This window comes from Tahibacter harae (genome assembly GCF_024437735.1).
Classification (GTDB): Bacteria; Pseudomonadota; Gammaproteobacteria; order Xanthomonadales; family Rhodanobacteraceae; genus Tahibacter; species Tahibacter harae.
Genome location: NZ_JANFQO010000032.1, coordinates 26,531 through 38,535, shown reverse-complemented (window position 1 = coordinate 38,535; position 12,005 = coordinate 26,531). Strand labels below are relative to the sequence as shown.

The window sequence follows — 12,005 nt, the reverse complement described above, 5'->3', positions numbered from 1 at the left end:
GCCGCGGGCGCGGGCGCCGCGGGCTTGGCGGCGGCGCCGCTGCCGCGGGCGCCGCCGCGCGGCGTCGGGCGCTGGCGCACCCAGTCGCTGTAGCCGCCGACGAATTCGCCGACGCGGCCCTCGCCTTCCAGCACCAGGGTGCTGGTCACCACGTTGTCGATGAAGGCGCGGTCATGGGAGACCAGCAGCAAGGTGCCGGAATAATCGGTCAGCAGGTCTTCCAGCAGCTCCAGGGTTTCCACGTCCAGGTCGTTGGTCGGTTCGTCCATCACCAGCAGGTTGGACGGCTTGGCGAACAGCTTGGCCAGCAGCAGGCGGTTGCGCTCGCCGCCGGAAAGGGCGGTGATCGGCGCGCGCGCGCGTTCCGGCGTGAACAGGAAATCCTGCAGATAGCCGACGATATGCTTGCGCGACCCGTTCAGCTCTATGTATTCGCGCCCTTCCGAAACATTGTCCAGCGCGTTCAGGTCATCGCGCAGCTGGATGCGGTGCTGGTCGAAATAGGCGATCTCCAGATTGGTGCCGAGCTGGATCTCGCCGCGGTCCGGCGCCAGCTGGCCCAGCAGCAGGCTGATCAGCGTGGTCTTGCCCGAGCCGTTGGGGCCGATGATGCCGATGCGGTCGCCGCGCTGGATATTGCAGGAGAAATTCACCAGCATGGGGCGGCGGCCGTAGGCGAAATACACGTTCTTCGCCTCGATCACGCGCTTGCCCGAACGTGCGGCGTCGGCCAGCTCCATGCGCACGTTGCCGCCGAGTTCGCGCCGCTCGGCGCGCTCCTGGCGCATCTGCTTGAGCCGCTTCACGCGGCCTTCGTCGCGCACGCGGCGGGCCTTGATGCCCTGGCGTATCCACACTTCCTCCTGCGCCAGCAGCTTGTCGAAGCGCGCGTTTTCCTGCGCCTCGGCATGCAGGCGCTCTTCGCGCCGGCGCAGGTAGTTGTCGTAGTCGCCGGGCCAGCTGGTCAGCTTGCCGCGGTCGATCTCGACGATGCGCGTGGCCAGCGCGCGCAGGAAGCTGCGGTCATGGGTGATGAAGACGATGCTGCCGTTGAACTGGCGCAGGAATTCTTCCATCCAGGCGATGGATTCGATGTCCAGGTGATTGGTCGGCTCGTCCAGCAGCAGCACGTCCGGCGCCTGCACCAGGGCCTGGGCCAGCAGCACGCGGCGCTTCATGCCGCCGGACAGCGCGGCGAAATCCGCTTCTTCGGGCAGCTCCAGCCGCTGCAGCACTTCGCCGACGCGGCGGTCCAGATCCCAGCCCTGCACGCCTTCGATGCGCGCCTGCACCGCGGCCATGGCCTCGATATTGCCGGGCACGTCCAGCGCATGGCTCAGATGATGGAACTGGGCCAGCCACGTACCCAGCTCGCCCAGGCCCCGGGCGACCACGTCGAACACCGCGCCGCTGGTGGCCTGCGGCACTTCCTGCGCCAGCCGCGCGATGCGCACGCCGCCTTCAAGCTGGATCACGCCGTCGTCCGGGCGTATCTCGCCGGCGATCAGCTTGAGCAGGGTGGATTTGCCGGCGCCGTTGCGGCCGACCACGCAGACGCGCTCGTTCGCCTCCAGCGTGAATTCGATCTGGTCCAGCAGCAGCGGACCGCCGACGCTGTAGTCGATATTGCGCAGTTGCAGCAGGGGCATGGCAGGCACACGGTGAGTAAAGACCGCGCAGGATAGCAGCCGCCGCGGCCGGCGCCAGTTCGGCGCGGCCGTGTCTGGCAGGATCCTGCGCCGCGCGCAGGACTTTCGTCATTTACCGCGCCGGTTGCGGCCGGCTAAGGTCGGGCTTCCGCCTGTCTGGAACGTCCCATGCACGCCGCATTGCGCCGCTACGCCGTCCTCGCCCTGCTTGCCGCCGGCCTCGTCCCTGCCGCCCACGCCGCCGCGGCGGACGTACTGGACGGCCTGCAGCGCAAGGAAGGCTTCCTCGAAGTCTGGACCGATCCGGCCAAGGGCCGCCTGCTGCTGGGCGTGGAACGCCTGGACACGCCGCTGCTGCTGGTCACTTCCCTGCCCCACGGCCTGGGTTCCAACGACGTGGGCCTGGACCGCGGCCAGCCCGGCAATGTGCGCGAGGTGGAATTCCGCCGCGCCGGGCCGCGCCTGCTGCTGGTGGAGCGCAATACGCGCTTCCTCGCCAGCGCGGCCAATCCGGCCGAACGCGCCAGCGCGCGCGAGGCGTTCGCCGAATCGGTGCTGTGGTCCGGCGAGATCCTGCACTCGGCGCGCAGCACGCGCGTGCTGGCGGATTTCTCCTCCTTCCTGCTGTCGGACCGCCACGGCGTGGCGCAGCGCCTGGAAGGCGCCGAGCAGGGCAAGTATTCGGTGGACAAGGAGCGCAGCGCCGTGCTGCTGGACGAGGCGCGCAGCTTCCCCGACAACACCGAGCTGGAAGCGCTGCTCACCTTTGAAGGCGACGGCAAGGGCGAATTCGTGCGCCAGGTGAGCATGGACCCGACCGCGCTCAGCCTGCGCCAGCATCTGAGCCTGGTGCGCTTCCCCGCCGACGGCTTCCGCGCGCGCCGCTACCATCCGGCCTCGGGCGCCTTCAGCCAGGGCGTCTACGATTTCTCCCAGCCGCTGGCCGACAGCCTGGAAGTGCGCGTGCAGCCGCGTTTCCGCCTGGAAAAGACCGATCCGGCCGCGGCGCTGAGCCCGGTGAAGAAGCCCATCGTGTTCTATCTCGATCCCGGCACGCCCGAGCCGGTGCGTTCGGCCTTGCTCGAAGGTGCCAACTGGTGGCGCGGCGCGTTCGAGAAAGCCGGCTTCAAGGACGCCTTCCGCGCCGAGCTGCTGCCGCCCGGCGCCGATCCCATGGACATCCGCTACAACGTCATCAGCTGGGTGCACCGCGCCACGCGCGGCTGGTCCTACGGCGCGGCGCTGACCGATCCGCGCAACGGCGAGATCATCAAGGGCTCGGTGACGCTGGGCTCGCAGCGCGTGCGCCAGGACATCCTCATCGCCGAGGCGCTGCTGGCGCCGTACGCCCGCGACAACGGCGATGCGCTCAAGCAGCGCGCGCAGGAGATGGCGCTGGCGCGGCTGCGCCAGCTGGCCGCGCACGAAGTCGGCCATGCGCTGGGCTTCGCCCACAACTTTGCCGCCAGCCGCCACGGCAACGGCTCGGTGCTGGATTATCCGCACCCGCTGCTGGGCCTGAGCGATGCCCAGGGACTGCCCGCGCTGCAGCCGGCCTACGGCAGCGGCGTCGGCCCCTGGGATGAATTCGTGGTCAAGCACGCCTACGGCGAGTTCGCGCCGGGCAGCGAGGAAAGCGCGCTGGCCGAGCTGCGCAGACAGGCCGCTGCCGCCGGCCTGGAATACGTCAGCGACAACGATGCGCGCAGCCCGGGCGCGGCTCATCCCGATGGCCTGCTGTGGGACTACGGCCCGGATTCGCTCAAGACCTTCGACGAACTGATGAGCGTGCGCCGCCGCGCGCTGGACGAATTCGGCCGCGGCGTGCTGCCGCCGCAGCGCCAGCTCGGCGAGATCGAAGCGCGTCTGGTGCCGGTGTATCTGCTGCACCGCTACCAGACCGAAGCCGTGGCGCGCCTGCTCGGCGGCGCCAGCTACCGCTACGGCCTGGCCGGCGATACCGCGCCCGGCACCCAGGTCGTGGCCGCGGCCGAGCAGCGCGCCGCGCTGCAGCGCCTGCTGCGCACCCTGAGCGCGGCCGAACTCGCGCTGCCGCCGAATGTGCTCGACAGCGCCACGCCGCCCGGCAACGACTACGAACGCACGCGCGAATACTTCGCGACGCGCAACGGCCCGCTGTTCGACCCGCTCTCCGCCGCCGCCTCGGCCAGCGCGCAGACCCTGCAATTCCTGTTCGATCCCGCCCGCCTCAACCGCCTGGCCTGGCAGCACGCGCGCGACGCACAGCAGCCCGGCGTGGCCGAGGTGCTGGACGCCGCCTTCGCCGCCACCTGGCAGCGCGCCGGCGGCGGCGACAAGCAGCCCGCCGCCGGCGCCGTACAGCTGGCCGCGAACTGGACCACGCTGGACGCCCTGCTCGCCGCGCTGGACGGCGGCCAGCTGCACGCCCAGGTCGACGCCGAAGTGCGTGCGCGCCTCGGCAACTGGCAGCAGTGGCTGCAGCACACTGGCGGCGGCGGCGACAATCTGGTCGCCAACCGGCGCGAAGCTGCAGCGCTGATCGGCAGATACCTGGCCGATCCCAAGTCGGTGAAGCTGCGCCCGCTGCCGGCGGTGCCGCCGGGGGCGCCGATCTGAGGAGCCAGGATTTGGGATGGCGGGATTCCGGATTCGCAACAGCCGAATCCCGCAACCGCTTTTGCAAATCCCGAATCCCGGATCACCAATCCCGGCGCTACCGCGAATAGCGCCAGGAAAGCATGCGTCCGTCCCGGTACGGCATCACGCCATGGAACGGACGCGGGTCGTCGTCGAAGACCAGCGGCAGGAACTGGCGGTCGCCTTCCCACATGGGCAGCTCGGACAGGCGCTCGCGCTCCACCCATTCCAGTGCGCCTTCGGGATTGCGCTCCAGCGGCGTGCCTTCGTAGGCGGTAATCAGGAACAGGAAGCCCAGCCAGTCCTCGCCGTGCTTGCCGAAGCCGGGCCAGCTGATGGTGCCGCGCAGGCTCAATTCGGTGCAGTGGATGCCGGCTTCCTCAAGGATTTCCCGGCGCATGCCGGCCAGCACGTCCTCGTCGGGCTCCAGCTTGCCGCCCAGGCCGTTGTACTTGCCCAGGTGGTGATCCTGGGCGCGCGCGTTGCGGTGGATCATCAGCACGCGGCGGCGGTCGGGCGAGAGCACATAGCCCAGGGTGGCGACTATCGGGGTATAGGGCATGGATCGCGGCAACCGTCAGCAATGAAAAATGGGCGGAAAAATCAACCGGCGCGGCCTTCGCTGCGGATCAGGTAAAGGCCGCTGGCGACGATGATGCCGGCGCCGAGCAGGGTCAGCGGCGCCGGGAAAGTGTGCAGCAGCAGCCAGTCCAGGGCCAGCGCCCAGACCAGCGCGGTGTATTCCAGCGGCGCCACCACCGAGGCCGGCGTATCGCGGAAGGCTTCAGTCACGCAGTACTGGCCTATGGCGCCACTGACGCCGATGCCGGCCAGCAGCAGGAAATGCTCGCTGCGCACCGCACGCCATTCAGGCCAGGCCAGCGCGACGGCGAAGATCGACAGCAGGGTCAGCATCCAGAACACCATGGCCTGGGTGGTGTCGGTGCGGCCGAGCAGGCGCACACTGATCGCACTGGCTGCGTAGCACAGCGCTGCGGCCAGCATGGCCAGGCCGCTCAGCGACAGCATGCCCGCGCCGCTGGGCCGCAGCACCACCACCACGCCGGCCAGGCCGACCGCGATCGCGCACCAGCGGCGCCAGCCCACGCGCTCGCCCAGCAGCGGCACGGCCAGGGCCGTAATCATCAGCGGCGCGACGAAGAACAGCGCATACGCCTCGGCCAGCGGCAGGCTGCGCAGGGCGTAGGCAAAGGTCACCAGCATGCCGACGGCCAGCGCACCGCGCAGCAGGTGCAGCGACCAGCGCACCCGCAGCAGCTGTCCAGGTCCGCCGGCGAGCAGCACCCACAGCATCACGAAGGGCCACGAAGCCAGGCCGCGCAGCGCGGCCACCTGCATGGCCGGATAGTGCGGACTGAGCAGCTTCATGCCCATGTCCATGAACGAGAACGTGCCCACCGCGGCCAGCATGAAGAGCGCGCCGCGCCTGTACGAAATCATGACGGGAATACCGCAAGGTCGAAGCCGGATAAAGACCACAGCGCAGGCCGCCGGACAAGAGCCAATCGCGCACGCGCCACCGGCTTGCAGCATGCAACCCAATCCGGCGCTTTGCGACCGCATTCAAAGCACAGTCAAGCGCGCGGCGGCATGCTGGCGCACCGGCCGTACGCGAGAAACCTGCATGAAGTTGCGCCTGACCCTGCTGTGCTGCATCGCCCTGCTTTCCGGCTGCGCCGCCACGCGCAGCGTGGTCTACGAAACACCGGCCGAAGCGGCCCGGGACGCGGCCGACCGCTACGAAGCCGTGGCCGGACGCGAAGCTGCCGTGATCGACCCGCTGCGCGCCGCCGCACCGGCCGCCGCCGCCGAGATCCTCGCCGGCAAGACGCCGGCGGCCGACCAGGAGCTGCTCACGCCGCAGGGCTATGTGCTGATCGGCAACAGCCGCCATCGCAGCGACGATGCCGCGGCGCGCGAATGGATCGCCGCCCAGGGCCGCGCCGTCGGCGCGGACAAGATCCGCCTCTACGCCGACCCGGCCGCGGCCGATCCGCTGAGCGCCGCCTATTTCGTGCGCCTGCGCCTGGTGTTCGGCGCCAGCTTCCGCGATCTTAGCGCGGCGGAGAAAAAGCAGTTCGGCGCCGGCGTGCGCCTGGGCGAGATCGTCGGCGACAGCCCGGCCTCGCGCGCCAATCTGCGCAGCAACGACGTAATCCGCGCCATCGACGGCCAGCCGGTCGAAGGCCGCACTGCTTTCCAGGCCGTGCTCAAGCAGCGCATGGGCAAGATCGTCACGCTCAGCATCACGCGCAATGGCGAAGCGCTGCAGCGCAAGGTGCAGCTGGGACGCAGCTTCGGCAGCGACTAGTCCGCTCCGGGCAGGCTGCACGACCACGCCGGGCGAATGGGCTTTCTGCCTGGATGGCAAGGCCGGCCGTAGTTCCGGATCACCAGCAATCACAGTGAGTTAGCGGCGGACACAGCATGGCATGAAACCTGTGGGAGTGAGGGGCCATTCCCACCCACAGGAGTCGGGCCATGCCAAGCAAGACCACCTCCCGCAAGACGGCTTCCAGCGGCAACGGCGCCGCCAATGGCGCCACGCGCGCTGCCAAGCGTCCGGCGCGCAGCAGCGCCGGTACTGTCGCGGTGAAGAAATCCGCCGAGATCAAGCCGCGCCGCGCCCTCGCCGCCACCGCGCAGCGCCTCAAATCGCCCAAGGTGCTGGTGCCGCTGACTGTCGCCGTCGGCGTGGGCGTCGCCGCGGTGACCCGGCTGCTGCACAACGGCAGCCGCAAGTCCGGCCCGCTGCCGCGCCTGGCCAAAGAAATTTCGCCGCGTTTTTCAGAAGCCGTGCACGCACTGGCCGAACTGGGCCGGGAGCTGCGCGCCAAGATGCGCTGAGGTGGCGTCATGAAAGCCCTGTCTGTGCTGATCCTCTGCACCCTCGCCGGCGCCGCCGCGGCGCAGGCGGACCGCTCCGGCGACAACCTGCGCGAGATCCGCTTCGCCGATCCGCGCGGCGATCTCATCGTGCGCTATGGCCAGCCGCCGCCGCGGCCGGCGGAAGCGCGCCCCGCCTTCGCCGCGCTGGACCGCAACGGCGACGGTGCGATCGACGAGATCGAGGCGCGCGCCTACCTGACCCTGGCCAACGACTTCGACTACGCCGACAGCAACAACGACCGGCGCATTTCCGCCCGCGAATTCCAGCGCTGGTAAACACCTACGCAAGGAGGACCGCCATGAAAGCAACTGCCCTGATTCTCGCGGCGGCGCTGGCCCTGCCCGGCCTGGCCGGCGCCGCCAGCCGGCACGACGCCGAGCTGGCCATGACCGCCGCCGCCGCCGCACTGCAGGCCGCCGAACGCGCCGGCGCTGCCGAGCTGGCCGCATCCGACCTGGGCAACGCGCGCAACGGCATGGCCCAGGCCGAGGGCCTGGCCAACGCGCGCGACTGGACCGACAGCATGCTCGCCGCGGAAAAGACCCGCGCCGATGCCAACCTCGCCGAGGCGCGCAGCCGCCAGGCACGCGCCGAGGCGGCCACCCAGGAAATCGAAGACGCGCTGCGCGCCCTGCGCGTCGAAGTCGACAGCGCAGGAGGCTGACCATGAAGCCCGCACGCATGACATTCATCGCCATTTCCACAGTGCTGCTTTCCGCCTGCGCCGGCATGCCGCGCGGCCCGGCGCCCGAGATCGTGCGCCTGCAAGGCGAACTGCAGCGCCTGCACAATGATCCGCGCGTAGGCCCCAACGCTCAGGCCGAACTGGCCAAGGCCGACGACGCCGTCGCCGTGCTGGCCGCCGACGGCCGCCGCCTGGAACGGCCGCTGTTCGACCACGGCGTCTATATCGCCGATCGCCTGGTGCGCACGGCCGAGGCCGAAGGCCTGGCCCGCCACGCCGAACGCCGCGCCCAGGAGCTGGCGCAGGACCGCGAGCGGCTGTTGGCCGAAGCGCGCGCCCGCGATCTTTCCATCGCCCGCGCCGACGCCGATGCCGCGGCCGATGCGGCGCGCCGCGCCGAACTGCGCGCCCAGGAAGAGCGCTTCGCCGCCGCCGAGGCGCGCAACGATGCCGAACTGGCGCGCATCCAGCTGGCCGAACTGCAAGCCAAGCAGACCCAGCGCGGCATGGTCGTGACCCTGGGCGACGTGCTGTTCGAGACCAACCGCGCCGAACTCAAGCCGGGCGCCACCCGCGGCCTGGACCAGCTCGCCGAAGCCCTGCGCACCGACGACCGCGGCAGCGTCGCAATCGAAGGCCATACCGACGCCACCGGCTCGCGCGAACACAACGTCGACCTGTCGCTGCGCCGCGCCCAGTCGGTGCAGTCCTATCTGATCGGCCGCGGCGTCAACCCGCAGCGCATCACTGTGCGCGGCATGGGGCCGGACTTCCCCGTCGCCGACAACAGCAGCGCCGGCGGCCGCCTGCAGAACCGCCGCGTCGAAGTGATCGTGCAGAATACGGTCGCGCAGCGCTGAGCTGCGGCTGCTGCGTATTGCGCGAAGGCGGAATACCGGCTGCCACGGCAGGCTGAACACGCCAGCGCCGCACAGCTGCCAATACGGAAAGGAAAAAACCGCGCACCAGGGCGCGGTTTTTTCTTTGTATCGAGCTGCTTCGATCACAGGCGCATCGCCACCCTTGCAGCGTGGGAAGAGGCCCCAATCCCGAATCCCGGCCTCAATGATGCCCGTACACGCCCCCACCCTTGCCATCCGGCAGCACCACACGCACGTTCTGCATCATGCCCTGGTCCTCATGATCGAGGATATGGCAATGCAGCACGTATTCGCCGATGTAGCGCTGGTAGCGCGTGCGCACGTAGAGCTTGTAGCCGCCCTTGATCCACAGCGTGTCCTTCCAGGTGCCCAGCACGCCGGCATAGACCGGATCCTTTTCCAGATCCTGCGCGCTCAGCTCGCGGTTCTTGTCATCGACAATGCGCACGACCTGGAACGGATTCACATGGATATGGAAGGGATGGCTGCCGACCAGTGAGGACAGTTCCCATTCCTCGGCCCGGCCCAGCACCAGTTCGCGCGCATGTTTCGGGTTGTAGGCCTCGTCGCCGACGCGGAACTCGAACTGTTCGATGAATTCCGGCAGTTCCGGCGGGTATTTCGGGTTCTTCACCTTCACCTTGGGAATATCGAAGGTCATGGTCTGGCCGGGCTTGGTCAGCTCGCTGTCGGCGATGTCCGCATGCGGCGCGAACAGCTCGGTGCGCAGGCCATCGGCCAGGCCGGACTTGATGCGCGCGGCGATGGCCGGCTCCTGGGTCGCATCGGCCATGGCCGAGAGCTGCGCCGTCAGATAGGCCTGCAGATCCGCGGGCACGGTCTCGCCCTGCTCCACCGTGACCTTGCCCAGCACCTGGCGGCTTTCGGCGGCCCAGGTCACGCTCTCGTCCGCGGCGGCATCGCCGTCGATCACGCAGTAGTCGCCGGCCTCGGGGAACACCACCAGCACATCGCTACGATAGCCCGGCTGCAGCACGTTCTGCGTCTTGCGCACGATGCGTCCGTGGGTCAGGCCATCGGCGGCGATTTCCCACTGCGGCAGCAGCTCGCCGGTGCAGTTCCTGTCGACCCAGCCGGCCAGCTCCTGAGTGCGCAGGCGATCGAAGGACTTGGCTCCGCTTTTCATCTTCCTGAATTGCAGATTCACGCTGTTGCGCACGCCGGCATGGACGACGCGCCAGCGCTCCAGCGCGCCGCTGCGCGCGCCGCGGAAGGTCGGCAGGATCTGCCCGTTGATGCTGGTATAGCGGCCGGACTCCTTCCAGCTGGTCTGGCCGAACTGGTCGTAGCCGGTGATCTGGCCGACATCTTTCGTTTTCTTGTCGCAGACCCAGGCCACCACCTTGCCGTCGACCTTGTGCGTCTTGATCTGGTTGTTCTCGTCGCGGCAGGCGTACTGAACCTGCTGCACCTGCACCACGCGCTCGGTCACCGGCGCGCCGTCGCGCTGCAGCAGGGTGTCTATGTCGCCGTTGTGCTCCGCCGTCGGGCGGCGGTTGCCGCGCACGATCAGGGTGCCGGCCATGCCGCTGGACACCTGCAGCGCGGTTGAGCCGTGCATGTGCGGGTGATACCAGAAGGTGCCCGCGGGATGATCCGCCGGGATGTTGTATTCGTATTCGAAGCGCACGCCGGGCAGCAGGGCTATCAGCACATTGTCGCTGTTGCCGCTGGGGCTGACCCACAGCCCGTGCGAATGCAGGTTGGTGTGGTTGAAGCAGTGCGGCACGTTGATGCTGTCGACCTGCCTGGCGCAGTCCGGCTCGGCCGGCAGCTTGTTGTTCAGGCCTATGCGCACGGTCTCGCCGGGCTGCACCTCGATCAGCGGCGCGACGAAGGGAACGCGCGGCTCCGTGCCGGGGCTGCGGTAGGAACGCAGCTTCACCGTGTCGAACTCGCCGGTGGCGGGGTTGAAGATGGTCGAGGTGGTGAAGTCGATATCCAGCTCCAGCCGCGCCTCGTGCGCGGCTACGCCGGACAGCCGGCGCGGCCCGGCGGCCTTGAGCGCGCCCGCCGCGGCGTCCGCGGCGCGCAGGATCTGCGCCGGCACCGGCTGCGCGTCCACGCGCTCGGCCGCCTGCAGCGGCAGCGCCGCAGCCAGGGCGGCGGCCAGCACGGCCAGCCGCCGGTGAATCGGTTTCATCGCGCGCGCGCCATCGCGCCGCGCCTTGCACGCACCGTCGTGGTTCATCCGATTTTCCCCTTGTTGATGGCCCAGCCAAGCCCGCAGCCGGGTGCGCAGGCCAGTCCGCGCCGCCGCCCCCGTCGCCGGCCGACGCTAACCCAATCGGGAAATTGCAACAAAAGCTATCGCCGCGGCGCAAAAAATTCCGCCGCGCCCGCCGTCAGCGGCGGAATTCCTCGTTCAGCACCACCGAGGTCACCACCGAGGCGACTTCGGCCTGCTCGGCCAGCCAGTCGCGCAGGCTGTTCAGCGCGAGCAGGGATTCGGCCCGCGCACTCAGGATCAGGTCGATCTCTCCGCCTATGGAACAGCAGCGCTCCAGCTCCGGCCGCTCGCGCAGGCGCCGCACCAGGCCCGGTGCCGGGGTGTGTTTCAGGCGCAGGGTGAAATAGGCCTGGATGGCCGGCAGCGCCGCCGGCCACTCCACGTCGGCGCGGTAGCCGCGGATCACGCCGCGGCTTTCCAGCCGCGCGACACGCTCGCGCACCGAACTGCGCGCCAGCCCGACCCGGGCGGCAATGGTTTTCAGCGGCAGGCGGGCGTTGCGGTAGAGCAGATCCAGCAGCAAACGATCCTTGGCATCGATGGCGTCGACAGCGTTCATGGCGGTCCCCGCAAAAAGTGGCGGTGGCGGAGGCCGATTTGGCGGCCCCGGCGGCGGTGCGGATCGCGTCCAATGGCTGGGCCGGCTCCGCGGGCGCCAATTTCGCGCGCCCGGGTCCGACTGTCATGCGGCCGGCGACGCGAATGGCGTCGATTTCGGTATGAGATTTCGGCTTCGTGACAGGAGTCCGCGGATTTTCCCGCCGGCGCCCGCCCGATTTTCCCGCCGCCTTTTCGGCCTTGCGCGCCACAGCGCAGAAGCTATTGTTTTGTATGATTTTTGCTGCATTGCGGGAAAATGAAATAAATCTCCCCATTTTGCGCATACCGCCGATTTAAACCATAAATATGACAATACGGCGGTCCCCGCGCCTCCTAGATTTCCGCCGCCGCACCGCAACGGACGTTCGAGCCGGCGGCGCGGAATCGGGGGAATCCAATCATTTCCGTG

General features: G+C 69.1%; 11 protein-coding genes. 6 read left to right on the top strand and 5 right to left on the bottom strand.

The window, feature by feature from the left end:
- A partial coding sequence (locus NM961_RS22595) for an ATP-binding cassette domain-containing protein (protein WP_255916698.1) occupies positions 1-1,649 on the bottom strand: 1,649 nt, incomplete at its 3' end.
- Positions 1,650-1,817: 168 nt separating this feature from the next.
- Between NM961_RS22595 and NM961_RS22590 the strand changes: the two genes are divergently transcribed.
- Positions 1,818-4,247 carry a zinc-dependent metalloprotease gene (locus NM961_RS22590; RefSeq protein WP_255916697.1) on the top strand — a complete coding sequence of 810 codons (2,430 nt, stop codon included), beginning with the start codon at positions 1,818-1,820 and terminating at the stop codon, positions 4,245-4,247.
- 97 nt (positions 4,248-4,344) lie between these two features.
- Here NM961_RS22590 and NM961_RS22585 read toward each other — a convergent pair whose 3' ends face one another.
- Together NM961_RS22585 and NM961_RS22580 are read right to left on the bottom strand one after the other, a co-directional pair.
- A complete protein-coding gene (locus NM961_RS22585) occupies positions 4,345-4,830 on the bottom strand; it encodes an NUDIX hydrolase (RefSeq protein ID WP_255916696.1) in 486 nt (161 codons plus the stop codon).
- A 41-nt stretch (positions 4,831-4,871) separates the two neighbouring features.
- A complete protein-coding gene (locus NM961_RS22580; RefSeq protein ID WP_255916695.1) occupies positions 4,872-5,729 on the bottom strand; it encodes a DMT family transporter in 858 nt (285 codons plus the stop codon).
- A gap of 184 nt (positions 5,730-5,913) precedes the next feature.
- On the opposite strand from NM961_RS22580, the gene NM961_RS22575 reads away from it, so the two are divergent.
- The 5 genes from NM961_RS22575 to NM961_RS22555 all read left to right on the top strand — a co-directional run bounded on the left by NM961_RS22575 (position 5,914) and on the right by NM961_RS22555 (position 8,724).
- Positions 5,914-6,600, top strand: coding sequence for a PDZ domain-containing protein (locus tag NM961_RS22575; protein WP_255916694.1), 687 nt, complete (start codon positions 5,914-5,916; stop codon positions 6,598-6,600).
- 170 nt (positions 6,601-6,770) lie between these two features.
- Positions 6,771-7,136, top strand: coding sequence for a hypothetical protein (locus NM961_RS22570; protein WP_255916693.1), 366 nt, complete (start codon positions 6,771-6,773; stop codon positions 7,134-7,136).
- 9 nt (positions 7,137-7,145) lie between these two features.
- Entirely contained in the window at positions 7,146-7,454 is a 309-nt protein-coding gene (locus NM961_RS22565; protein ID WP_255916692.1) for a hypothetical protein, read from the top strand.
- Positions 7,455-7,477: 23 nt separating this feature from the next.
- Complete coding sequence (locus NM961_RS22560) at positions 7,478-7,843, top strand: DUF4398 domain-containing protein (RefSeq protein ID WP_255916691.1); 366 nt, start codon at positions 7,478-7,480, stop codon at positions 7,841-7,843.
- Between the two features lie 2 nt (positions 7,844-7,845).
- A complete protein-coding gene (locus NM961_RS22555) occupies positions 7,846-8,724 on the top strand; it encodes an OmpA family protein (RefSeq protein WP_255916690.1) in 879 nt (292 codons plus the stop codon).
- A gap of 202 nt (positions 8,725-8,926) precedes the next feature.
- Here the strand turns inward: NM961_RS22555 and NM961_RS22550 are convergent, their stop codons facing one another.
- Together NM961_RS22550 and NM961_RS22545 are read right to left on the bottom strand one after the other, a co-directional pair.
- Complete coding sequence (locus tag NM961_RS22550; RefSeq protein WP_255916689.1) at positions 8,927-10,909, bottom strand: multicopper oxidase family protein; 1,983 nt, start codon at positions 10,907-10,909, stop codon at positions 8,927-8,929.
- A gap of 202 nt (positions 10,910-11,111) precedes the next feature.
- On the bottom strand, positions 11,112-11,555 hold the full coding sequence (locus NM961_RS22545) for an Lrp/AsnC family transcriptional regulator (RefSeq protein WP_255916688.1): 444 nt from the start codon (positions 11,553-11,555) through the stop codon (positions 11,112-11,114).
- Between the last annotated feature and the right edge of the window lie 450 nt (positions 11,556-12,005).

Coding starts and splice junctions, on each gene's coding strand:
- NM961_RS22585 (WP_255916696.1), bottom strand. CDS start 4,830: ATGCCCTATACCCCGATAGTCGCCACCCTGGGCTATGTGCTCTCGCCC.
- NM961_RS22580 (WP_255916695.1), bottom strand. CDS start 5,729: ATGATTTCGTACAGGCGCGGCGCGCTCTTCATGCTGGCCGCGGTGGGC.
- NM961_RS22575 (WP_255916694.1), top strand. CDS start 5,914: ATGAAGTTGCGCCTGACCCTGCTGTGCTGCATCGCCCTGCTTTCCGGC.
- NM961_RS22555 (WP_255916690.1), top strand. CDS start 7,846: ATGAAGCCCGCACGCATGACATTCATCGCCATTTCCACAGTGCTGCTT.
- NM961_RS22590 (WP_255916697.1), top strand. CDS start 1,818: ATGCACGCCGCATTGCGCCGCTACGCCGTCCTCGCCCTGCTTGCCGCC.
- NM961_RS22550 (WP_255916689.1), bottom strand. CDS start 10,909: ATGAAACCGATTCACCGGCGGCTGGCCGTGCTGGCCGCCGCCCTGGCT.
- NM961_RS22545 (WP_255916688.1), bottom strand. CDS start 11,555: ATGAACGCTGTCGACGCCATCGATGCCAAGGATCGTTTGCTGCTGGAT.
- NM961_RS22560 (WP_255916691.1), top strand. CDS start 7,478: ATGAAAGCAACTGCCCTGATTCTCGCGGCGGCGCTGGCCCTGCCCGGC.
- NM961_RS22570 (WP_255916693.1), top strand. CDS start 6,771: ATGCCAAGCAAGACCACCTCCCGCAAGACGGCTTCCAGCGGCAACGGC.
- NM961_RS22565 (WP_255916692.1), top strand. CDS start 7,146: ATGAAAGCCCTGTCTGTGCTGATCCTCTGCACCCTCGCCGGCGCCGCC.